Source organism: Pseudarthrobacter sulfonivorans (assembly GCF_001484605.1).
Taxonomy (GTDB): domain Bacteria; phylum Actinomycetota; class Actinomycetes; order Actinomycetales; family Micrococcaceae; genus Arthrobacter; species Arthrobacter sulfonivorans_A.
The window spans coordinates 4,672,076-4,694,101 of the sequence record NZ_CP013747.1; the positions used below are offsets into that span (position 1 = coordinate 4,672,076).

20 protein-coding genes are annotated in these 22,026 nt (G+C 64.5%); 14 read left to right on the forward strand and 6 right to left on the reverse strand.

Annotated features, from left to right (window positions below; all coding sequences use genetic code 11):
* The first annotated feature begins 110 nt into the window (after positions 1 to 110).
* The 4 genes from AU252_RS21235 (at position 111) to holA (ending at position 3,992) form a co-directional block, all read left to right on the forward strand.
* A complete protein-coding gene (locus tag AU252_RS21235; RefSeq protein WP_205630597.1) occupies positions 111 to 695 on the forward strand; it encodes a recombinase family protein in 585 nt (194 codons plus the stop codon).
* Positions 696 to 840: 145 nt separating this feature from the next.
* Positions 841 to 1,656, forward strand: a complete 816-nt coding sequence (locus AU252_RS21240; protein ID WP_058932412.1) for a hypothetical protein — start codon at positions 841 to 843, stop codon at positions 1,654 to 1,656.
* Between the two features lie 378 nt (positions 1,657 to 2,034).
* Complete coding sequence (locus AU252_RS21245) at positions 2,035 to 3,042, forward strand: ComEC/Rec2 family competence protein (RefSeq protein ID WP_058932413.1); 1,008 nt, start codon at positions 2,035 to 2,037, stop codon at positions 3,040 to 3,042.
* Positions 2,976 to 3,992: a DNA polymerase III subunit delta gene (gene holA, locus AU252_RS21250; RefSeq protein ID WP_058932414.1), complete on the forward strand. Its 1,017-nt coding sequence runs from the start codon at positions 2,976 to 2,978 to the stop codon at positions 3,990 to 3,992. Before AU252_RS21245 ends, holA begins: the two co-directional genes overlap by 67 nt.
* Before the next feature lie 120 nt (positions 3,993 to 4,112).
* Here the strand turns inward: holA and rpsT are convergent, their stop codons facing one another.
* Together rpsT and AU252_RS21260 are read right to left on the reverse strand one after the other, a co-directional pair.
* A complete protein-coding gene (gene rpsT, locus AU252_RS21255) occupies positions 4,113 to 4,373 on the reverse strand; it encodes a 30S ribosomal protein S20 (RefSeq protein WP_056340153.1) in 261 nt (86 codons plus the stop codon).
* Between the two features lie 168 nt (positions 4,374 to 4,541).
* Positions 4,542 to 5,090: a type II toxin-antitoxin system PemK/MazF family toxin gene (locus tag AU252_RS21260; RefSeq protein WP_058932415.1), complete on the reverse strand. Its 549-nt coding sequence runs from the start codon at positions 5,088 to 5,090 to the stop codon at positions 4,542 to 4,544.
* Between the two features lie 162 nt (positions 5,091 to 5,252).
* Here AU252_RS21260 and lepA point away from each other — a divergent pair, with 162 nt between their 5' ends.
* Both lepA and hemW read left to right on the forward strand, forming a co-directional pair.
* Positions 5,253 to 7,106 carry a translation elongation factor 4 gene (gene lepA, locus AU252_RS21265; RefSeq protein ID WP_205630598.1) on the forward strand — a complete coding sequence of 618 codons (1,854 nt, stop codon included), beginning with the start codon at positions 5,253 to 5,255 and terminating at the stop codon, positions 7,104 to 7,106.
* Positions 7,107 to 7,142: 36 nt separating this feature from the next.
* On the forward strand, positions 7,143 to 8,372 hold the full coding sequence (gene hemW, locus AU252_RS21270; protein ID WP_058932417.1) for a radical SAM family heme chaperone HemW: 1,230 nt from the start codon (positions 7,143 to 7,145) through the stop codon (positions 8,370 to 8,372).
* A 70-nt stretch (positions 8,373 to 8,442) separates the two neighbouring features.
* On the opposite strand, the gene AU252_RS21275 is transcribed toward hemW, so the two are convergent.
* Both AU252_RS21275 and AU252_RS21280 read right to left on the reverse strand, forming a co-directional pair.
* Positions 8,443 to 8,862, reverse strand: coding sequence for a DUF4870 domain-containing protein (locus AU252_RS21275; protein ID WP_056340139.1), 420 nt, complete (start codon positions 8,860 to 8,862; stop codon positions 8,443 to 8,445).
* Between the two features lie 128 nt (positions 8,863 to 8,990).
* Positions 8,991 to 9,839, reverse strand: coding sequence for a DUF3097 domain-containing protein (locus tag AU252_RS21280; protein WP_058932418.1), 849 nt, complete (start codon positions 9,837 to 9,839; stop codon positions 8,991 to 8,993).
* Positions 9,840 to 9,986: 147 nt separating this feature from the next.
* Here AU252_RS21280 and hrcA point away from each other — a divergent pair, with 147 nt between their 5' ends.
* The 3 genes from hrcA (at position 9,987) to AU252_RS21295 (ending at position 12,990) form a co-directional block, all read left to right on the forward strand.
* Positions 9,987 to 11,000 (forward strand): heat-inducible transcriptional repressor HrcA, encoded by a 1,014-nt coding sequence (hrcA, locus tag AU252_RS21285; protein ID WP_056340133.1) that lies wholly within the window; start codon positions 9,987 to 9,989, stop codon positions 10,998 to 11,000.
* A 77-nt stretch (positions 11,001 to 11,077) separates the two neighbouring features.
* Positions 11,078 to 12,205, forward strand: a complete 1,128-nt coding sequence (gene dnaJ / locus AU252_RS21290; RefSeq protein WP_058932419.1) for a molecular chaperone DnaJ — start codon at positions 11,078 to 11,080, stop codon at positions 12,203 to 12,205.
* 2 nt (positions 12,206 to 12,207) lie between these two features.
* A complete protein-coding gene (locus AU252_RS21295; protein ID WP_058932420.1) occupies positions 12,208 to 12,990 on the forward strand; it encodes a 16S rRNA (uracil(1498)-N(3))-methyltransferase in 783 nt (260 codons plus the stop codon).
* Positions 12,991 to 13,011: 21 nt separating this feature from the next.
* On the opposite strand, the gene AU252_RS21300 is transcribed toward AU252_RS21295, so the two are convergent.
* Positions 13,012 to 13,968 carry a GerMN domain-containing protein gene (locus tag AU252_RS21300; protein WP_430929456.1) on the reverse strand — a complete coding sequence of 319 codons (957 nt, stop codon included), beginning with the start codon at positions 13,966 to 13,968 and terminating at the stop codon, positions 13,012 to 13,014.
* A 368-nt stretch (positions 13,969 to 14,336) separates the two neighbouring features.
* Here AU252_RS21300 and AU252_RS21305 point away from each other — a divergent pair, with 368 nt between their 5' ends.
* From AU252_RS21305 to AU252_RS21325, 5 genes are all read left to right on the forward strand, one after another.
* Positions 14,337 to 15,422: a PhoH family protein gene (locus AU252_RS21305; RefSeq protein WP_058932422.1), complete on the forward strand. Its 1,086-nt coding sequence runs from the start codon at positions 14,337 to 14,339 to the stop codon at positions 15,420 to 15,422.
* On the forward strand, positions 15,419 to 15,892 hold the full coding sequence (gene ybeY / locus AU252_RS21310; RefSeq protein ID WP_058932423.1) for an rRNA maturation RNase YbeY: 474 nt from the start codon (positions 15,419 to 15,421) through the stop codon (positions 15,890 to 15,892). The genes AU252_RS21305 and ybeY overlap by 4 nt, the downstream gene beginning before the upstream one ends.
* Complete coding sequence (locus AU252_RS21315) at positions 15,889 to 17,220, forward strand: hemolysin family protein (RefSeq protein WP_058932424.1); 1,332 nt, start codon at positions 15,889 to 15,891, stop codon at positions 17,218 to 17,220. Before ybeY ends, AU252_RS21315 begins: the two co-directional genes overlap by 4 nt.
* Complete coding sequence (gene era / locus AU252_RS21320; protein ID WP_056340115.1) at positions 17,204 to 18,178, forward strand: GTPase Era; 975 nt, start codon at positions 17,204 to 17,206, stop codon at positions 18,176 to 18,178. Before AU252_RS21315 ends, era begins: the two co-directional genes overlap by 17 nt.
* A 99-nt stretch (positions 18,179 to 18,277) precedes the next feature.
* Positions 18,278 to 19,852 (forward strand): LCP family protein, encoded by a 1,575-nt coding sequence (locus AU252_RS21325; protein WP_058932425.1) that lies wholly within the window; start codon positions 18,278 to 18,280, stop codon positions 19,850 to 19,852.
* Between the two features lie 86 nt (positions 19,853 to 19,938).
* Here AU252_RS21325 and AU252_RS21330 read toward each other — a convergent pair whose 3' ends face one another.
* Complete coding sequence (locus tag AU252_RS21330; RefSeq protein ID WP_058932426.1) at positions 19,939 to 21,891, reverse strand: M13 family metallopeptidase; 1,953 nt, start codon at positions 21,889 to 21,891, stop codon at positions 19,939 to 19,941.
* Positions 21,892 to 22,026 lie beyond the last annotated feature (135 nt).

The following is a 22,026-nucleotide window of genomic DNA, read 5'->3' on the forward strand; positions in this document are numbered from 1 at the left end:
GACGATGATGATTGTCCAACGTGCCAAGCGTTCTATGCGCATGCATTAGATTAGTTCCCGATTGCAAACTAGCGGTAGCACGCGGAGTTTCCAGTCGACGTGAATCGTCAGTGACTGCACTGAAAATCGGTTACGCGCGCGTTTCCACCAACCGCCAGGACCTCACCGCACAACGGGAAGGCCTCACTGCCCTCGGTGTCGCCCTTGAAAACGTCCATGTTGACCAGGGACTTACCGGCACCAACAGGACCCGGCCGGGACTCCGCGAAGCGATGGCCGCTGTGCGTTCCGGTGACACTCTTGTCGTCACCAAACTCGACCGCCTGGCGCGATCTCTTCCAGACGCCCGTGATATCGCTGACGAGCTGACACGGAAGGGCGTCGCTCTGAGCCTTGGCGGATCGATCTACGATCCCGACGATCCCGTCGGCCGGCTGCTGTTCAACGTCCTCGGCATGGTCGCAGAGTTCGAGGCCGATCTGATTCGAATGAGAAGCCGCGAAGGCATGGCAGTCGCCAAAGCCAAAGGCAAACTACGCGGAAAACAACCCAAACTCACGGCCGCCAAACGCCGCCACCTGCTCGCCGTCCACGCTGCCGGCACGCACACCCAGACCGAACTGGCAGAACTCTTCGACGTCTCTCGCGCAACCGTCTACCGAGAACTCCAACGCCCACAACCAGTCCAACTCTGACCGAAGGCGACGGCGGCCGCCCCTGCTGCGCGACCGCCGTCGAACCCTAAATGACGGAAGCCTGTCGAGCGCAACCGACAGACGATCGATCGAACGCCAGGGCCTCATCGGCGTTTCATTTCGGAAAGCAGACGTACCATTGGGCATGGCTCGTTTCGGGATGAAGATGGCATGCACGTTCCTGGCACTTCTTGGACTATTGGTCACAGGAATGGCTCCGCTGGCAGCGGCTCCGCCACCCCGAAATACGGACCTGGTGGGCAACGACGTTTCCTGGCCCCAGTGCGGTAAGACCCTTCCCAGCGGGCAAGCATTCGCGATCGTGGGCGTGACCGGCGGACTGGCCAACAACACCAACCCTTGCCTCTCTGAGCAACTCGCTTGGGCCGTTCGCTCTACCGGGGGAACTGCGCAGCCCAAGGTTGCTCTATACGTGAACACTGCCAACCCAGGACATGCGGGCTCTTGGTGGCCGTCGTCCAACATCTACCCCAACGTGGAGGTTGCCAATCCCTATGGGACATGCGAAGGCGAAGTCGACCTCGCCTGCTCATACATGTACGGCTACGCGAAGGCTTATGACGACGCTACTATCCGAGGCGTGGCGAGCCCCGGCAAGTATTTCTGGTGGCTGGATGTGGAGACGGGCAATAGCTGGCAGACCGGTACCGACCTGAACCGGGCGGACCTTGAAGGGATGGTCGCCTACTTCAAGAGCATCACTGCCGGAGTTGCGGGCGCCGGTGTCGGGATCTACTCGACGGGCTATCAGTGGGGAACCATCGCCGGGACCGTGCCATCCAGTAGCCCCCTCACGGGGCTGCCAAGCTGGCTTGCAGGTGCCAAGACCCTGCGGGGAGCGAAGTCGAATTGTTCTTTGCCCGGTCTGACGCCCGGCAGCCCGGTATCAGTGACGCAGTATGTGTCGGCCGGACTCGATTACGACTACTCCTGCCCGTAGGCAGCGCCCCTTCATCCCAAACACCCCAACGCATTGGTCACTACCGCCAATGTGGGCCGCACCCTCGACCCCGACGACTTCACCGACGCCCAAGCCATAGCCGCCGTCGAACGCATAACCGCAGGGTGCCTACCGCCATCAGGCCAAGACTTCAACCTCATTGGAAGCAGACCCGAGGGCAGTGCGAGCACGTCGGCCGAAGAGCGGTGCTTGTTCATGTTGTCCAAGCCGTGGATCAGGGCAAGGGTCCGGAGGGCTCGCGGACGGCAAGAGACTATAGCGAAAACTGCGACGGTGTCTTACGGCGTTGATCAGCCGATCCTGCCTACGGTTCGTCGCCTCAATCTGCATAGGTGAAACTCACCCCTGCACTGAACTATGTCTGGAGCCAACTGCAGCCTGGTCCTGGGTGCACTGCTGATCGCTGCCCGCAGTCTTCGCCTGCCCCGGCTTCCCGCGGCAGGACTGGCGCTGACCGGCCTGGCAATGTTTGTGGTGCTTGTGGGCCCGGATGCCAGCGTCCTGCGCGCCGCGCTGATGGGTTCAATCGCAGTGGCATCGCTGGCAGGGGGCCGGATGGGCCGCGGACTCAGTTTCCTCTGCCTCGCGGTGATGGGCCTGCTCCTGATCGACCCCGGCCTCGGTACCAGCTTTGGGTTCCTCTTGTCGGCACTCGCGACCCTGGGCATCATCGTCCTGGGCCGACGGATGATTGACTGGACCCCGGCAGTGATTCCACGCTGGGCAGCCGCCGCCTGGGCCGTCCCGCTCTCCGCGCAGTTGCTGTGCGGCCCGGTGGTTGTGCTCCTGCAGCCCCAGTTTTCCACGTACTCGCTGCTTGCAAACCTGATGGCAGCCCCGCTGGTAGCACCGGTGACATTGCTGGGAACGGCTGCCGTCCCGCTGGTGGTTGCCGCGCCGTGGCTGGCCACCGTCCTGATCGCCGTGGCAGGCACTTTCAGCGCCGGAGTGGCAGGAACCGCACGGATCACGGCAGGATTGCCGGGGGCTGCGCTGCCCTGGCCCGAGGGCCCGTTCGGACTCCTGACCATGGTGCTGCTCTCCCTGCTGACCTTCGCCGGTGTGTGGCTGACCATCCGGCCGCGTCAGGTGTTGCCGCGGGTCCTGGCACTGCACGCCCGGACGGAATCGGTGTTGGACCTCCTGGAACGGCACCTGGGGGCCACGTTGGTGTGGTCCGGCCCGGGCCAACGCGGCCTGAACCAACGCGGTCCGGGTCAACGTGGCCCCGGCTTGGTGGCGGCGGCCCACCGTGGCAGGCTTAGACACTGCACCAGAATTTCCGGGAGGAATCCACCATGGCCGCAGCCCAGACCACACGACCCAGGACTCCGGTGTCCAACACGGCCACCTGGCGGGACGTGACGCCTGCCGAAATCGTCCTGGTGGGCGGACCGGAGGAATACCTCGGCATCCGTGCCATGGACCATGTCCGCGCCCAGGTGCGGACGGCGTTTCCCGATGTGGAAGTCAGCCGCCTCATGGCCGGAACGTACGAAGCCGGGACCCTCGCCATGCAAGTCAGCCCCTCACTCTTCGGTGAGCGCAAACTGATCGAAGTCGAAGGCGTTGAAGGCATGAACGATGCCTTCCTGGCCGACGCACTGACCTATCTGGCCCGCCCGGAGCCGGATGCGGTGCTCGTCCTGCGCCACGCCGGGGGAGTCCGCGGCAAGAAGCTCCTCGATGCCGTCAAGGCCGGCGGTTGGCCGGTAGTTGACTGCCAGCCCCTGAAGAAGGATGCGGATAAGGCCACTTTCGTGGCAACGGAATTCAGGGCCGCCGGACGCAAGATCAGCTCGGACGCAGTGCAGACGCTGGTTAATGCCGTCGGCGCCAACCTTTCGGAGCTCGCGGCGGCGTGCAGCCAGCTGATCGCGGATGCCACGGGAGCAGTGACCCCGGAGTTGGTGGACCGCTACTACGGTGGCCGGATTGAGGCCACGGCATTCAAAGTCGCGGACGCTGCCATGGCCGGAAACGGTCCAGTGGCGCTGTCCACCCTTCGCCACGCGCTGGCCACCGGGGCTGACCCGGTTCCGCTGGTTGCGGCGCTGGCAGCCAAGCTGCGGACGGTGGCCAAAGTTGCCGGCGCCCAGGGATCCCCGGCGCAGATCGCCCGGGAACTGGGCATGCAGCCCTGGCTCGTGGAGCAGGCCCAGCGCGATGTGCGCCGCTGGACCCCGGAGGGCCTGGTCCGCTCCATCCAGGCCACCGCCGAGGCCGATGCCCAGGTCAAAGGCCTTTCGCGTGATCCCGTCTATGCCGTTGAACATGCGGTGACCGTCATCGCAACCTCTGTGCGCGGGCACTGACGTCAGCTGATCGCGGCTGCGGTAGGTGGCTCTGGCGCAGAGACGCTGGCGGCTTAAAGATGTGTGGCCGGCACCCATCGGATGCCGGCCACAATCATCAGTTCAGGTGAACTGGAAACCTTACAGCGCGTTGACCTTCTTGGAGATGGCCGACTTGCGGTTTGCTGCGTTGTTCTTGTGCAGAACACCCTTGCTGACAGCCTTGTCCAGCTTGCGGCCGGCAACAAGCAGGGCAGCGGCAGCTGCATCCTTGTCGGTGGACTCAACGGCGGTGTTGACGGCGCGGATGGCCGTCTTCAGCTCAGACTTGACTGCGTTGTTGCGCAGGCGAGCCTTCTCGTTGGTAAGGATGCGCTTCTTCTGGGACTTGATATTAGCCACGTGTGAACTCTCTTTTTAATGCGGAAATGGTCTAGAGGGCTTTCAGATTGGCCATTGACTGAGCGGCGTGGGGATACCTATGGCGGCCAACCATCAGTGGCCGTCGACCTGCACGGACACACAGCTATACAGAATAGCAGACCCCCCGGAAGCTGGCCATTTGGCGGGCTATTTCCAGCCGTGTCGGCGCCGTATGCCTGCAGCCACCAGATCGAAGCGTTTCCGGTCCAGAACTGCACCTTCGCGCCGGATGGCGTCCGGGCTGATCTGCAGGATCCGTCCAAGGTTCGCCTCGCTGGGCCGCTGCTGGCGGTCCCAACTGCCAGTTCCGATGTCCACGTAGTCTCCGGATCCGTTGCCGGCATGGTCATGGTCCCTGCTGGTGAGCATTACCCCCAGCAGGTACTGTCCGCTCTTGCCCACCAGTAGAACCGGACGGTCTTTGCCCCGGGTGTGGTCCTCCTCATACGGCACCCAGGTCCACACAATCTCGCCGGGGTCGGGACTGCCTTCGGGCTGCGGGGCGTACCGGATGGACGCCGCGCCGGCAAAGTCGCCAGGATAGACGCCGTGCGGGGCCGGCTTCACCGGCGCCGCCTGGCGGGCCGGTGCAGGCGTGTGCGGTCCGGCAGATCGGGTTGCCCCGGTACGGAACTTCTGCAGGACCCTGACGGACGTCCGGACAGCGTTGGCCAAGGAGCGGAGGTTGATAGGCATGGGCCAAGACTATCGCCGGGCCACCGTGCCGGGTTTGACCTGAATGCAATACGATGCGTCCGGACGTGGGAGACTGGAGGTTCCTAATGTGCGGTCCAGCCGCAGGGTGCCTTCGGTGCGTCCTGGCGGGGGTCGCACGAATGTCAACAGTAAGGACCCTGCGTGTCTCCCATGGCCCGCACCGCCCCGGTGCCCGCCGCGACTGATCCGGCCATCATTCGGAATTTCTGCATCATCGCGCACATTGACCACGGTAAATCCACCCTGGCTGACCGCATGCTGCAGTTCACCGGGGTGGTTAAGTCCCGCGATATGAAGGCCCAGTACCTGGATCGCATGGACATTGAGCGCGAACGCGGTATCACCATTAAGTCCCAGGCGGTCCGCATGCCCTGGGAACTCGACGGGACCAGCTACGCGCTGAACATGATCGACACCCCCGGCCACGTGGACTTCACCTACGAAGTGTCCCGTTCGCTGGCCGCCTGCGAAGGCGCAGTGTTGCTCGTTGACGCGGCGCAGGGCATTGAGGCCCAGACCCTTGCGAACCTGTACCTGGCGATGGAAAACAACCTCACCATCATCCCGGTACTGAACAAGATCGACCTCCCGGCAGCCCAGCCTGAGAAGTACGCGGCCGAACTGGCCAGCCTGATCGGCGGCGACCCCGACGACGTGCTCCGCGTCTCCGGCAAGACCGGCATAGGCGTCGAGGTCCTGCTGGACAAGATCGTCCGCGATCTGCCGGCCCCCGTGGGGGACCCGAACGCCCCCGCGCGCGCCATGATCTTCGACTCGGTCTACGACACGTACCGCGGTGTGGTTACCTACGTCCGTGTGGTTGACGGCATGCTCCACCCGCGTGAACGCATCCAGATGATGTCCACCCGGGCCACCCACGAACTCCTCGAGATCGGGGTGAGCTCCCCGGAGCCCACCCCCTCCAAGGGTCTCGGCGTTGGCGAAGTGGGCTACCTCATCACCGGTGTGAAGGACGTCCGCCTGTCCAAGGTCGGCGACACCGTCACCAACCTCGCCAAGCCTGCCACGGCCTCCCTTCCCGGCTATGCCGATGCCAAGCCGATGGTCTTCTCCGGCCTGTACCCGCTGGACGGCACGGACTACCCGGTGCTCCGCGATGCGCTGGAGAAGCTCATGCTCAACGACGCCGCACTGGTGTACGAGCCCGAAACGTCGGCCGCGCTCGGCTTCGGCTTCCGCGTCGGCTTCCTCGGCCTGCTCCACCTGGAAATCACCAGGGAGCGGCTCGAACGCGAATACAATCTCGACCTGATCTCCACCGCCCCCAATGTGGAGTATGAAGTGACGCTGGAGGACAAGAAGGTGGTCCATGTGACCAACCCCAGCGAATACCCTTCCGGCAAGATCGCAGAGGTCCGCGAGCCGATGGTGGCTGCCACCATCCTGGCGCCGAATGAGTTCGTGGGCGCCATCATGGAGCTCTGCCAGAGCCGCCGCGGTGTTATAGGCGGCATGGACTACCTGTCCGAGGACAGGGTCGAAATCCGCTACCGGCTGCCACTCGCTGAGATCGTGTTCGATTTCTTTGACATCCTCAAATCCAAGACCCGGGGCTACGGCTCGCTGGACTGGAAAGCCGACGGCGAGCAGGTGGCCGACCTGGTCAAGGTGGATATCATGCTCCAGGGCGAACAGGTGGATGCCTTCTCCGCCATCACGCACCGCGAGAAGGCCTATGCCTACGGTGTAATGATGACCGGCAAACTGCGCGAGCTCATTCCCCGCCAGCAGTTCGAAGTGCCCATCCAGGCTGCCATCGGCTCCAGGATCATCGCCCGGGAAAGCATCCGCGCCATCCGCAAGGATGTTCTCGCCAAGTGCTACGGCGGCGACATTTCCCGGAAGCGCAAACTGCTGGAGAAGCAGAAGGAAGGCAAAAAGCGCATGAAGATGGTGGGCCGCGTTGAGGTCCCCCAGGAAGCCTTCATCGCTGCGCTGACCACCGACGAGTCCAAGGACAAGGCCAAGAAGTAGTGATGACTGTGGCCGGCAACACCGGACGCCCCCGCAATGCCTAGCATTCTTCCGCTCGGCGACCCCGCGCCGTCGGACGGTCTGCTGCCCGCCCAGGCAGTGGCCGGTGCGGCGGACCGGGCCTTCGGGCTGTACGTGCACATCCCGTTCTGCGCTGTTCGTTGCGGATACTGCGACTTCAACACCTACACGGCCACCGAGCTGGGCGGCGGAGCGTCACAGGACGCCTACGCCACCACGGCCGTGTCCGAAGTCGACTTTGCCGCCACAGTCCTGCGGAACTCGGGTCTCCCGGACCGGCCGCTGAGCACAGTCTTCTTCGGCGGCGGCACTCCCACGCTGCTCCCGGCGGAAGACCTCGCGCGGATCCTGACGGCCGCCGTCGGGCACTGGGGCCTGGAACCCGGCGCCGAAGTGACCACCGAAGCAAACCCGGACTCGGTCACCCCGGCATCCCTTCAGGTCCTGGCCGATGCCGGCTTCACCCGGGTTTCCTTTGGTATGCAGTCTGCCGTTCCCCATGTCCTGAAGGTCCTGGATCGCACGCACACGCCCAGCCGCGTGCCGCAGGTGGTGCAGTGGGCGCGCGATGCCGGACTGGCCGTGAGCCTGGACCTGATCTACGGGACACCGGGGGAGTCCCTGGAGGACTGGCGGTTCTCCCTGGAGACGGCCCTCTCCTACCAGCCTGACCACATCAGTGCCTACGCGCTGATCGTGGAAGACGGCACCAAGCTGGCAGCCCAGATCCGCCGTGGTGAAGTCCCGGGAATCGACGACGACGACCACGCCGACAAATACGAACTCGCCGACCAGCTGATCGGCGCTGCAGGCCTCAGCTGGTACGAGGTCAGCAACTGGTCCCGGACGCCGGAGCAGGCATGCCGGCACAACCTCGCGTACTGGCGCGGGGACGACTGGTGGGGCATCGGGCCTGGTGCACATTCACACGTGGGCGGGGTGCGGTGGTGGAACGTCAAGCACCCCACGGCCTACGCCGGACGGCTCGCTCAGGGCCTGTCACCGGCGGCCGGGCGGGAAACGCTCGACGCCGAAACCCGCGACGTGGAGCGCGTGATGCTTGAGGCCCGGCTCGTGTCGGGACTGGCCACGTCAACGCTGGGCGACCACGGCCGTCACGCCGTGGCCGGGCTCATTGCCGACGGCCTGGTGGAGCCGCCGGCTGCGTTCCACGGCACGCTGGTATTGACCCTGAAGGGCCGCCTGCTGGCCGACGCCGTGGTCCGCAGGATCCTGCCGGACTGAACCGCGGGTGCTGGGCCCACGCCCGCAGGGTTCCCTGGCCGAGCTTGCGAGGTTAGGGCGCGGGTGGGGACTACTTGATCCAGCGCAGATTGTACTGGTAACGGTGGGGCTGGCCCTTGTTGACATGGATGCCTGCGGCCACGGAGAAGCAGGTCAGGGCAATCCAGATCAGGGTGGCGATGACGGCGAAGACATTTCCCACCACCGGAATGAACACCAGGAGATTGGCCACCAGCGCCGCAATGGTGGGCGGCAGGCTGAAGTTCAGCGCTTCCTTGGATTCCTGGGCGGTAAACGGCCCGCGCTCACGGAAAATCAGGTAGATCAGCAGTGACGGAACACAGCCGAGGATCCCGCCGAAGTGTGCCAGTGTGGCCCACTGGCGGTCTTCGCTGGCCGTCAGGGGCAGCGCATTAGCCGGAACGCCCTGGTACTCGGAACGGCCCTGGCCGCCGTGGTCGTCCCGGTGCTCGCGTGCGTTTTGTGCCACGGTTTTCTTCCTTCGAAAGTGCAATGGTGCTGGGTTGGAGAATGCCGGACTGAAGCAACTGCAGCCTCCGCAGTACCAAGAATACTGGTTCAGCCACCAAATGCTGCCGCCAGGAGCCGGATCCGGTGTCAGGGCACCGTCAGGAAGTCGATGACTTCCTCCACTCTCCCGAGCAGCGATGCTTCCAGGTCCGCGTAGCTGCGGACAGCGCCTAGCAGCTTTTGCCAGCCAAGCCCGATGTCTTCCTTGGTGGAGTGCGGCCAGCCGAACGCCGCCAGGATTCCGGTCTTCCAGTCCTGCCCGCGGGGCACCACCGGCCATTCTTCGATGCCCAGCACAGCGGGCCGGATGGCCTGCCACACGTCAACGTAAGGGTGCCCGACTATCAGGACATTCCCCACCGCGCCGGGGGAGGCCATCACGGCAGCCGCGATGCGCCACTCCTTCGAGTCCGGCACCAGGTGGTCCACCAGGACCCCCAGCCGCCGCCCCGGACCGGGACCAAATGCGGCCACCGCCCCCGCCAGGTCATCAATGCCATGCAAAGGCTCGACGACGATGCCCTCTACGCGGAGATCGTCACCCCAGACTTTTTCCACGAGTTCGGCGTCGTGTTTTCCCTCCACCCAGATCCTGCTGGCTTTGGCCACCTGGGCACGCTGGCCGGCCACGCGGACTGAGCCGGACGCCGTTCGGCCGGCGACGACGGGGGCGGCCTGCCTGGGAGCCGGGGGAAGGAGCCGGATGGGCTGCCCCTCCAGGAGGAACCCGAAGCCCAGCCGGAAGGACCGGGACTTGCCGCGCCGGTCTTCGAGGGCCACTACATGCATGCCACCGGACTTCTCCACCCGGGTCACCGCTCCCACCCAGCCTGACTGGGCGTCTTCGAGAACCATGCCACGTTCCACGGGGACCTCAGGGAGTTCGCTTCTCACGGGCGCGGTGATCTCCTGCGGACCCCAGTTCTGGTACTGCATGGATTGATTCCGCCTTGCCGCTAGATCCTGGCCCGGAATTTCGCCCGGAGCGGTACCAATGCTAACAACGGGGTGACTCATATTAGACTGTTAGCACTTAGGCATGTCGAGTGCTAACCCTGCAGTGACCACGGATGGAGGTGGAGTATGAGCGAGCCGCGCAAACTCGAAGTACTGCGCGCCATCGTGGAGGACTATGTGCACTCCCGCGAGCCAGTAGGTTCAAAAGCGCTCGTGGAACGCCACCACCTCGGCGTGTCCAGTGCCACCATCCGCAACGACATGGCGGCCCTGGAAGACGACGGCCTGATCACGGCCCCGCACACCAGCGCCGGACGGATCCCCACAGACAAAGGCTATCGGCTGTTTGTGGACCAGATTTCAGCGGTAAAGCCGCTTTCCCACGCGGAACGGCGTGCAATCCAGTCGCTGCTGGAGGGCGCAGACGATCTGGACGACGTCCTGGACAGGACCGTCAGGATGCTGTCGCAGCTGACCAACCAGGTCGCGGTAGTGCAGTATCCGCATCTGAGCCGCGCCACCATCCGCCACATCGAATTCGTCCTGCTCGCGCCCCGGCAGGTCCTGGTGGTCCTCATCGCCACCACCGGCAAGGTCGAACAGCGCGTGATCGACGTCGGCCAGGACCTCGGCGACGACGCCATCGCCGCGTTGCGGACACACTTCCTCGGATCACTCGCGGGCATCTCGCTGAGCCGGCTGACCCCCTCGCTGCCGGGAGTCGTTTCGTCGGTCAGCCCGGGCCAGCGCGCGGCGGCCCAGGCCTTGGCCCACGGGCTGGAAACGCTCGCCCACAGCAGCCGCGAGGAACGCATGGTCATGGCCGGAACGGCGAACCTCGCCCGCTCCAATGTGGATTTTCCGCTCAGTATCGGACCGGTCTTGGAAGCGCTCGAGGAGCAGGTTGTCCTGCTGCGCCTCCTGAGCGACATGGCGCAGGATCCGAGGGGCGTGGCAGTCAGCATCGGGCGTGAAAACCCGTACGACGGACTCGCGGAAGCCTCCGTGGTGGCCACGGGCTACGGACCAGACAGCACTGCCAAGATCGGTGTGCTCGGCCCCACCCGGATGGACTATCCCACCACGATGGCCGCCGTCAGGGCAGTAGCCCGTTACCTTTCAAGAATTCTGGGTCCGTAACAGCACCGCGGTCCAGGCACGAAGAGCAGTGCCGGCAGCCCGGCTGCCGGCAGTACAACAAGGAAGAGATACGAACTTTGAGCAGCCACTACGACGTCCTCGGAATCTCGCCGGAAGCCACCGGGGAAGAGATCAAGAAGGCCTACCGCAAGCTGGCCCGCACTCTTCACCCGGACGTAAACCCCGGGGACGATGCATCGGACCGCTTCAAGGCCGTGACCCATGCCTACGAGGTACTTTCGGACCCGCAGAAGCGCCGGATCTATGACACCACCGGCAACGAGAACGGCACCGACAACGGGTTCGGCGGCGGCGGATACTCCGGCCAGGGCTTCGCGTTCCAGGACATCTTCGACACGTTCTTCGGGGCAGGCGGCACCTCCGGCCCCGCTTCCCGGGTCCGCCGCGGCCAGGACGCGCTGATCAGTGTACGGATCGAACTCCGCGATGCTGTGTTCGGCGTCAACCGGAAACTCGAAGTGGACACAGCTGTCACCTGCCCCACCTGCAACGGGTCATGCTGCCGCGAAGGCAGCCACCCTGTGCGCTGCGATATCTGCGGTGGCAGCGGCCAGGTCCAGCGCGCGGTTCGCTCCATCCTGGGCCAGGTCATGACGGCGGCCCCGTGTGGCAGTTGCGAAGGCTTCGGGACGGTCATCAAGGACCCCTGCAACGAATGCAGCGGCCAAGGCCGCATCCGCAGCCGGCGTTCGCTCACCATCAAGGTGCCGGCCGGTGTTGCCACGGGCACCCGGATCCAGCTCTCCGGGCAGGGCGAAGCAGGCCCGGCCGGCGGACCGTCCGGGGACCTGTACGTGGAACTCCGCGTCAACAACGACGCCACGTACGCACGCGACGGTGACGACCTGCACGCAACGCTGCACATCCCGATGACTGCCGCCGCCCTGGGCACCGAGCTGTCACTGGAAACCTTTGACGGGCTGCAGGAAATCGACGTCAAGGCAGGGACGCAGTCAGGGGAGATCATCACGCTCCGTGGACTCGGCGTGACGCACCTGCGCGGTTACGGCCGCGGGGACCTGATGGTCCATCTGCAGGTGGAGACGCCGGCCAAGCTGGATGCCGCGCAGGAGGATCTCCTGCGGCAGTTGGCGAAGCTGCGGGGCGAGCAGTTCACGGAAGGCAAACTGGCTGCCAGCGGCGGCGTCTTTGCCAAGCTGCGGGACCGGTTCGGTAACCTGTAGCGGTGAGCAATCCCGTTTTCTTCAGCGGTGCCGGGTCGCTGGACGATCTGGTGCCCGGTGCCCGTTTTGTCCTTCAAGGGCCGGAGGCACGCCACGCCGTGACTGTAAAACGGCTATCTCCCGGAGAGGCAGTGGACATTGCCGACGGCGCCGGAAGGCGGCTGACGGGAACTGTTGTCTCGGCGTCGCCCGCGGAGCTCACCGTGGAATGCTCCGCCCTCGTTGTGGAGGGCCGGCCTGACATCCGGCTCGTGCTGGTGCAGGCCCTGGCCAAGGGGGACCGTGATGAACTGGCCGTGGAAACGGCAACCGAACTCGGGATTGATGCCGTAGTTCCCTGGCAGTCCGAGCGATCAATTGTCCGCTGGAAGGGTGAGCGCGCGGCCAAGGCCCACGCAAAATGGCAGTCCGTGGTCACTGCCGCCGCCAAGCAGGCACGCCGCGCCTGGATCCCCGAGGTGCGCGCCACCGTCGATACGCCAGGCCTTGCGGCGGCCGTGGCGGCAGCGGATCTGGCCGTAATCCTGCACGAAGACGCGGTCCGGCCGCTCCGGTCTGTCCTGGAATCATGGCAGGGCACCCAAGCTGACGCCGGACCCCTGGAAATTCTGCTCATCGTTGGTCCGGAGGGCGGAATCAGTCCCCGCGAAGTCACCCGGCTTTGCGACGCCGGCGCCGTGACGGCGCTCTTGGGACACCACGTCCTGAGGTCATCCACAGCCGGACCGGCAGCGGTTGTTCTGGCGAGTGATGTACTGGGACGCTGGACAGCACCGGTATCCTGAGGCCGACTGCTACGCGGGCTGTTACCGGACGTTGAAGTTCCGCGTGTCCACATTCAGCTCCTGGCTGGTGCCGGCCGCATCCACTTGCGAAACGCGGAGCTCGTAATTCCCCGAGGACAGGCTAAGGGCAAGCGTAAAGACTCCGGACTGGGCGGCTTCGGCAGCTGCAGTGGTCTCCCCGGTCAGGTAGGGTGTCTTGTTCCCGTTCGCTTCGGCCCGCAGGATCTGCCAGCGGAGCTTACCGCCCGGAACGGTGCTGCGGCCGGTGATCTTGACGCTTCCGCCGGCCAGGTCAGTCCCTTCCTGCGGATCAATGATCCACACGGGCGCCACCATTCCGGCAGCTCGGGACATGGGGTCGCCAAGCTGGACGTGGTCGAAGGCAACGTAATCGGTGTGGCTATCCACCAGGATCCTGACCTGGATCTGCTGGCCGGAATCGATCAGGCCGGAACTCGCGGCCGCTGCCGTAGCGGTAAAGACCAGCTGCTGAATGGCGCGGCCGGCCATGTCGGCGTCGACATTGCTGTTAAAGGCATCCTCCGAGACGTCGACGGTAATGACGTTCTTGCCGGAGATGGACGAGGCGAGTTTCTCGGGATCCTGCCAGGGCGTGAAGAAATCCGGGTCCAGCGGCTTCTCGGACATCATGGCCCGCAGGGCGCGGGTCACTGGATTCTCCTGCTCCGGCACGTCCCGGAACTCCCGGTATAGGAACACATTGCTGTTGCTTCGGCCAATCCAGTAGACCGGTGCCTTATTCGAGGACTGTGTAGTTTCCAGGGGCGCGCTGGTGGAAGGTGCCCCGGGGGAGCCGGTGGCGGCAGCGCTGGAGTTTGCCGTCAGGTTGGGCTCAGGGCTGGGGTCCGCGATACAACCGGTGAGGAGGAGGAATGCTGGCAGCAGGCTCAGGAGACGTTGCGGACGCAAACGTGGCGCGACGCGCCTGGCACTGAGGGGGGTCGCTGTTTCCGGCACTCGTGGCCTGTCCTTTCCGGCTGTGAAATGGCGAGGCCTGGGCCCCCGTGAGCCGGTCCCCGGACGGCTGTGATTTCCAGCATCGCATAGCCAGCTCCGCCAAAGGACCGAATCCGGGCTGCCGGCCCAACTGCAACGGGAACGATATGAGCCCGATATGAAGTTGATACCTAATGACGCCAACCGTCCCGCAGTAAGCCGGTGACGGGCACCCTCTCCGGAGACCGCCTGACGCTGCCGGGAGGTGCCTCCTGGCGTAAGATGGAAGGACTCCGCTGGCTCCTGCATGCTCGGCAACAGCCCCCACGCAGCAGCCGGCGCACTTAATTTTCGAACTGGAGGGGACCACGGGCCTGCGGGCCAGCACCATGACTGAATCAGCGAACGGAAAGCGCCGGCTCAATACTGACCGCGCCGCCGGAGAATTCCCCCATTCACTTGCCGGTGTCCGGACGGAGGTGGTTCTCTTTGACAACTCCGATCAGATGGTCCAATCGCTCGGCAGCCATGACGAGGCCCTGCGTTACATCGAAGAGCAGTTCCCGTCCGTCAACTTCCACGTCCGCGGAAACGAACTGTCCATCAGCGGCCCTGCCAACGAAGTTCCCCGCATCATGCGGCTGCTGCATGAAGTGCGAGGCCTCGTGGCCCGTGGCACAGTCATCAGCCCCGCGGTATTGCGCCAGCTCGTCGCGTTGCTCCGCAGCCAGTCATTGCAGAACCCTGTGGACGTCCTCACCCATGACATCCTCTCCAGCCGCGGGAAGACCATCCGGCCCAAGACGCTGAACCAGAAGAACTACGTGGACGCGATTGATGCGAACACGGTGATCTTCGGGATTGGCCCTGCAGGCACGGGTAAGACGTACCTCGCGATGGCCAAGGCCGTCCAGGCGCTGCAGCAGAAAGAAGTCAGCCGTATTATCCTGACCCGGCCCGCAGTCGAGGCCGGCGAGCGGCTCGGGTTCCTGCCGGGCACCCTGAGCGACAAGATCGATCCCTATCTGCGCCCGCTGTACGACGCGCTGCACGACATGATGGACCCCGAGTCCATCCCGCGCCTGATGGCCGCCGGGACCATCGAAGTGGCGCCGCTGGCTTACATGCGTGGACGCACGCTCAACGACGCCTTCATCATCCTGGACGAAGCGCAGAACACCACACCTGAACAGATGAAGATGTTCCTCACGCGTTTGGGTTTCGGGTCCAAAATGGTGGTCACAGGAGACGTCACCCAGGTGGACCTGCCCTTCGGCACCCGCTCGGGGCTGCGGATCGTGGAGGAGATCCTGCAGGGGATCGAGGACGTAAACTTCACGCTCCTGGACGACACTGACGTGGTCCGCCACCGGCTTGTGGGCGACATCGTGCGTGCCTACAGTCTCTGGGATGATGTCCAGCGGAACAAAGTAAAACACTCGGTAAGCCGGGAAAAGCGGGGGGAAAGCGCGTGAGCATTGAAGTAAACAACGAATCCGGCATCCAGGTTGATGAATCGGAGCTCGTGGCGCTATCCCGGTACGTTTTTGAGCAGCTGTACATCCACCCGCAGGCTGAACTCTCTATTCTCCTGGTGGATGAACCCGCCATGGAAAAGCTCCACATCGAGCTTATGGACGAGCCGGGATCCACCGACGTGCTCTCGGTCCCCATGGACGAGCTGACCCCCGGCACGCCGGACCGGCCCACTCCCCAAGGGATGCTGGGTGACATCGCCGTCTGCCCCCAGGTGGCGCAGGTGCAGGCCGTCAACGCCGGGCACTCCCTGCAGGATGAGATGCTGCTGCTGACCACGCATGGGATCCTCCACCTGCTCGGCTATGACCACGCAGAGCCAGAGGAAAAGGAAGAAATGTTCGGCCTCCAGCGCCAGCTGCTTTCCGGCTTCACCGGCAAAGAAGCACCTGCCGAGACCACGCAGTGACGCCCCTGCTCCTTGTCGGCATGGCCCTGGCGTTCCTCGGTACCGCAGCACTCTTGACCGCAGCCGAGGCCGCGTTCACGTTCCTTTCCCGGCATGACGCCGAAGACGCCCTGCTGAAAAGCCGCGGAAACGCCATGAAGCGCATCCTGGCCCAGCCGGTGGCGCACATCCGGGCCTTGCGGTTCTGGCGGGTCTGGTTCGAGATGGCCTCAGCCGTAGCGGTGGCCGTCCTGCTCCACAGCCTGCTGGACAACGTCTGGCTGGCCGGGCTGGCCGCCACTGGGATCATGGCCCTGCTCGGCTTCGTCATCGTCGGCGTTTCCCCGCGGCAGCTCGGCAGGCTCCATTCGGCCGCCGTCGTCCGCTCCACAGCACCGCTGATCAGGTACCTGACGTGGGTCCTCGGACCCATCCCGGGGTGGCTCGTGGCGCTGGGCAGTGCCGCCGCTCCCGGCGCTCCGGCGGGTGATGACGCGTTCTTCAGCGAACAGGAATTCCGCGAACTTGTGGACCGCGCATCCGAATCGGACATGATCGAAGACACCGAAGCTGAAATGATCCAATCAGTCTTTGACTTCGGCGACACCCTGGTGCGCGCCGTGATGGTGCCCCGGACGGATATCCTCAGCATCGACGCCGGCTCCAGCCTTAGGCGGGCCATGTCAATGTTCCTGCGGTCGGGCTATTCACGGATCCCGGTGATCCGCGACAACACGGACCAGATCCTCGGAATCGTGTACCTCAAGGACGTTGCGGCGACACTCCATGAGCTCGGACCCGACGACGAACAGCCCCCGGTCGAAGCCCTGGCCCGCGAGGTCCGGTACGTCCCGGAGTCCAAGCCGGTGAGCGATCTGCTGCGGGAACTGCAGAAGGAGTCAACACACGTTGCCATCGTGATCGACGAATACGGCGGCACGGCCGGCCTTGTCACCCTGGAGGACCTCATCGAGGAAATTGTCGGCGAAATCGTGGACGAGTATGACACCGAAAGCGCCGAGGCCGTGGCCCTGGGCGGCGGTTCCTACCGGGTGAGCGCCCGGATGAGCATCGACGACCTCGGAGAACTGTTCGACATAGAGCTCGACGACGACGAGGTTGACACTGTGGGCGGGCTGCTGGCCAAGGCCCTGGGCCGCGTTCCCATTGTGGGCAGCCGCGTGGAGGTGGGCGGCATCTCGCTGCTCGCCGAACGGCTCGAGGGCCGCCGCAACCGCGTCAGCCACATCATTGCCTCAGCAGTACCAAAAGCAGACACTGACCTTGAAGACCTCCTCGACGAGGCGAAAGCAACCCAGCAGGGAGTTCCACGTGAGCAAGAAAAGTAATCGTCCGGCCAACCCGGATTCGGCCGCCAAAGACTTCGGCGGCTACAGGGCAGGCTTTGCGGTCCTCGTGGGGCGGCCTAACGCGGGAAAATCAACCCTGACGAACGCACTGGTGGGCCAGAAGGTGGCGATCACCTCCGCCAAGCCGCAGACCACGCGCCACACCATCCGGGGGATCGTGCACCGCGATGACGCCCAGCTGATCCTGGTGGATACCCCGGGCCTGCACCGCCCCCGCACGCTGCTGGGAAAGCGGCTGAACGAACTCGTCGCCGACACCCTCGCCGAGGTCGACGCGATCGGCTTCTGCCTGCCCGCCAACGAGAAAATCGGCCCGGGCGACAAGTACATCGCCGCCCAGCTCGCCGCCATCGGCAACAAGCCGGTCATCGCGATCGTCACCAAGGCGGACACAGTGGACCGGCAGGCGCTCACCGAGCAGTTGCTCGCCGTCGCAGCACTGGGCCGGGATGTCATCGGCGAGGACGGCTGGAAGGACATCGTCCCGGTCTCCGCCACCGACGGCTTCCAAGTGGACACCCTCGCAGACGTCCTGATCAGCCACATGCCGGCGTCGCCGCCCCTTTATCCGGACGGTCACCTGACGGACGAACCCGAAGCCGTGATGATCGCCGAGCTCATCCGGGAAGCTGCCCTCGAAGGCGTCCGCGACGAACTGCCCCACTCCCTGGCCGTCGTCGTCGATGAGATTGTTCCGCGTGAGGGCCGGCCCGAAGACAGGCCCTTCCTCGACGTCCGGGTTAATCTCTATGTGGAACGTTCGTCCCAGAAGGCCATCATCATCGGCAAGGGCGGTGCACGTCTCCGCGAAGTCGGCACCAATGCACGCAAGGGGATCGAGGCGCTGCTCGGTGCCCGCATCTACCTTGACCTGCATGTGAAGGTGGCCAAGGACTGGCAGCGCGACCCGAAGCAGTTGGTCAAGCTCGGCTTCTGACGCTGCCTTTTTGCTTTACCCGGCCGGTCGTCGGGAAGTTCCCAGACTGGGCAACTAAAATAGGCCGGATTCAATTTTTTCGAGGAAGGTACATCACACATGGGGCGAGGCCGCGACAATCGCGAGTACGGAGCTGACGCGTCAGCCGGGACCGGTCCGGTGTCCCGCCACGCTGATGCTACCGCCGTCGGCGTTGCCCGGCATCTCGGATCCCGGAGCCGGATGCCGGCCTGGCTGAAGGTGACCACTGCGGTGGTCACCATCCTGGTGGTCGGCGGTCTTGGCTTCGCAGGCTACTGGTATTTGCGGTTTCAGTCGAACATCACTACGGCACCGCTGAACGCCGGTGGTGCGGCGAACTCATCGGACGACAAATCGGAGCGGATGCAGATCCTGATCCTCGGCTCGGATACCAGGGACGGCGCAAACGCGGAGTACGGCGCTGTGGACGACTCGACAGGTTACGGCAAGTCCGACGTCATGATGCTGATGGACGTATCGGCCGACAACAAGCGCGTCAGCGTCATCAGCTTCCCCCGGGACCTGCTGGTCGATATTCCGGAGTGCACCGACCAGAAGACCAAACGGACGTTTCCTGCCCGCAGCGGTGTCATGATCAACGAGGCCATGAATGAAGCCGGCATCGGCTGCGCCGTGGACACGGTCAACAAACTGACTGGACTGGAGATCGATCACTTCATGATGGCGGACTTCACCGCCGTGAAGGAACTCTCCAACACGGTGGGCGGCGTTGACGTGTGTATCAGTGACGCGGTCTATGATCCTGACTCCCGGCTGCGCCTGCCGAAGGGTACGTCCGCCGTCAAGGGCGAAATGGCCCTTGCCTTCCTGCGGACCCGTCATGCCTTTGCCGACGGCGGCGACCTGGGCCGGATCAGGGCACAGCAGGGATTCCTGTCCTCCCTCACGCGCAAGATCAAGGACGACGGCACACTGTCTGACCCCTCTAAAATGCTGACCATTGCCGATGTTGTGACCAAGAACCTCACGGTGGATGAGGGGCTGGCTTCCGTGCCGTCGCTCCTGAGTATCGGTAGCCGGCTTAGGGACATCGATATCAGCAAGGTGGCGTTTGTGGCCGTGCCCACCACGCCGGCAGTCACGGACATCAACCGCCTGCAGATTGCCGAGCCCGCAGGGTCTCAGCTCTTTGCGGCCCTCCGCGAGGACGTGGACCTCACGGATCCAACGGCGCCCACCACGCCGTCCCCGGCGCCGACGGAAACGACAGCCACCCCAACAGAAACAGCCCCGGCGGTGCCGCCGTATGACAAGGCGCTGCAACCAGTCACCGTGGCCAACGGCAGCGGCGTCCCGGGACGCGCCCAGGAAATCGTGCAGGCGTTAATCACCGGCGGCTTCACCCAATCCGGGCCGTTTGAAGCCACGGCGGTGGCGCAGAGCGTCGTCTACTATGGTACGGAATTCGCCGACGTCGCAGCTGACGTGGCTGCGCTGCTGGGGATCCCGGCCGCGCAGGTCCAGCTGGCACCTCGCGTCGCCGGAGTCCAGGTCTACCTTGGAACTGACTTCACCACCGGGGCAACCTACGGAGCCGGTGCTGGTGGCGCCCTGCCCGAGGACATCGTCAACCAGACAGCCGGCGATACCGTGTGCCAGCAGGCCAACCCGGTGCTGATCGTCCAGGACTGACGGCCGCACCACAGAAGACAGCACCACAGTCGACACACAAGAGACGGGGCCAGACGGCCCCGTCTCTTGTGTGTCCTGGAGGGTGATTACCAGATGCTGACGCGAGCGTCCTGCGGCATCCACATGCCATCCTGGTCGGTCACACCAAAGGCCTGGTGGAAGGCGTCCAGGTTCTTGGCGATGGCGTTGGTCCTGAACTCGTTGGGGGAGTGGGGATCCGTGGCGAGCCTCCTGATGGCCTCTTCCGACCGGATCACCTGCCGCCAGCCGGCTGCCCAAGACGCGAAGAACCGCTGCTGCCCCGTCAGTCCGTCCAGCACTTCCGGTTCCTTGCCGTCAAGGCTGAGCAGGTAAGCCTTGTAGGCGATGGTCAGGCCACCAAGGTCGCCGATGTTCTCCCCGAGCGTCAGCTTGCCGTTGACGTTGTGCCCCGGCGCCGCATACGGGGACAACTCGTCGTACTGTGCCACCAGCTTGGCAGTGAGCTTCTCAAAGGCCGTCCGGTCATCGTCGGTCCACCAGTTCCGCAGCGCGCCGCCGCCGTCGAACTGCGACCCCTGGTCATCAAAACCGTGGCCGATCTCATGGCCGATCACCGCTCCAATGCCACCGTAGTTAACGGCGTCGTCGGCGTCGGCCGTGAAGAACGGTGGCTGCAGGATAGCGGCCGGGAAGACGATCTCGTTGAGCATCGGGTGGTAGTACGCGTTGACCGTCTGCGGTGTCATGAGCCACTTGTTAAGGTCCACCGGTTTGCCCACCTCATCCAGGTGGCGATCGACGTCGGCATTGTGTGCCCGCTCGACGTTCCCTAAAAGGTCCAGCGGGTCGATTTCCACCGCGGAGTAATCGATCCACTTGTCGGGGTAGCCGATCTTGGCGCGGAAGGCCTCCAGTTTCCGCAGCGCCTCGGCCTTTGTTTCCTCACCCATCCAGGCAAGACCGGTGATGGACTGCCGGTAGGCCTCGATCAGGTTGGCCACCAGGGTCTGCATGCGGGCCTTGTGGGTTTCGGGGAAGTGCTTCGAGACGTAAATCTGCCCAACGGCCTCACCGAGTGCAGCTTCGACGACGGCGACGGCGCGCTTCCAGCGGTCCTTGTTCCGGGGCGTGCCGCTGATAGTTGTTCCGTAGAAGGCAAAATTGGCATCCACGAACTCGGAGGACAGGTACGGCGCGGCGCCGTTGACGACCCGCAGGGCCAGCCACTCCTGCCACACGGAGAGCGGTTCGGATTCCAGCAGGCCGGCGGCCCCGCTGAAGAAGTCCGGTGTGCTTACGACGATCTCGTTGCGCTTGTCGGGGTCGATCCCGGCAGCTTCGAACCAGGTGTTAAGGAGCGGGAACAGGGTGGCCGCTTCCTCAGCGGACTTGAGGTTGTAGGTCTTCTGCGGGTCGCGCAGGGTGACGTTGTCCCAGTGGTGGGATGCGAGGCTGGTTTCGAGGGCAACGACGCGTGCGGCCGCAGGCTCCGGATCGGCCACTCCGGCCAGAGTGAACATGGTCCTGACATGCTCGCCATAGGCCTTGACCATGGGAGCGAACTTCTCTTCCCGGTAGTAGGACTCGTCCGGCAGTCCCAGGCCGCCCTGGCCGGTGTAGAGCAGGATGCGGTCCGGGTTGCCAGCGTCCGGAGCCGGGTAGATGTAGAAGAGCCCGGACACGTCTGACCGGAACAGCCGCCCGGCCAGGGCCACGAGATCAGCAACCGTGGTGGTGGCAAATACCTCGGCAAGCCGCCCGCGGATGGGCTCCATGCCTTTGGCCTCCACTGTGGCTTCGTCCATGAAGCTGTTGTAGAGTTCGCCCACTTTTCGTTCTATCCCGCTGGCGGCTTCACCCTTGGCAGCTGCTTCCTCGATGATGTCCCGGACCGCGATCTCCGCTCCGTCGCGCAGCGCGGTGAAAGTTCCCTCGAGTGGCCGGTCATCAGGAATTTCCGTGGCTTTGAGCCAGGACCCGTTCACGTGCTGGTACAGGTCATCCTGCGGCCTGACGGTGTGGTCAATGTTGGACAGATCGATCCCCGAGATGGGCACAGATGCTCCTTCGTGTGACGTGCCGCGGCCGGCGCTGGCACCGGCGCGGCGTCTGCATGTTGGACGATAAGGACGGTGGTGCCCTCTCATCTTACGCACGCGTGCTACCCTCAAATGGTGCGCGCAGAGCTCCTT

Coding starts and splice junctions, on each gene's coding strand:
- AU252_RS21260 (WP_058932415.1), bottom strand. CDS start 5,090: ATGCCTATCAACCTCCGCTCCTTGGCCAACGCTGTCCGGACGTCCGTC.
- AU252_RS21245 (WP_058932413.1), top strand. CDS start 2,035: ATGTCTGGAGCCAACTGCAGCCTGGTCCTGGGTGCACTGCTGATCGCT.
- hrcA (WP_056340133.1), top strand. CDS start 9,987: ATGAGCGAGCCGCGCAAACTCGAAGTACTGCGCGCCATCGTGGAGGAC.
- AU252_RS21280 (WP_058932418.1), bottom strand. CDS start 9,839: ATGCAGTACCAGAACTGGGGTCCGCAGGAGATCACCGCGCCCGTGAGA.
- AU252_RS21305 (WP_058932422.1), top strand. CDS start 14,337: ATGACTGAATCAGCGAACGGAAAGCGCCGGCTCAATACTGACCGCGCC.
- AU252_RS21325 (WP_058932425.1), top strand. CDS start 18,278: ATGGGGCGAGGCCGCGACAATCGCGAGTACGGAGCTGACGCGTCAGCC.
- hemW (WP_058932417.1), top strand. CDS start 7,143: ATGCCTAGCATTCTTCCGCTCGGCGACCCCGCGCCGTCGGACGGTCTG.
- holA (WP_058932414.1), top strand. CDS start 2,976: ATGGCCGCAGCCCAGACCACACGACCCAGGACTCCGGTGTCCAACACG.
- AU252_RS21240 (WP_058932412.1), top strand. CDS start 841: ATGGCTCGTTTCGGGATGAAGATGGCATGCACGTTCCTGGCACTTCTT.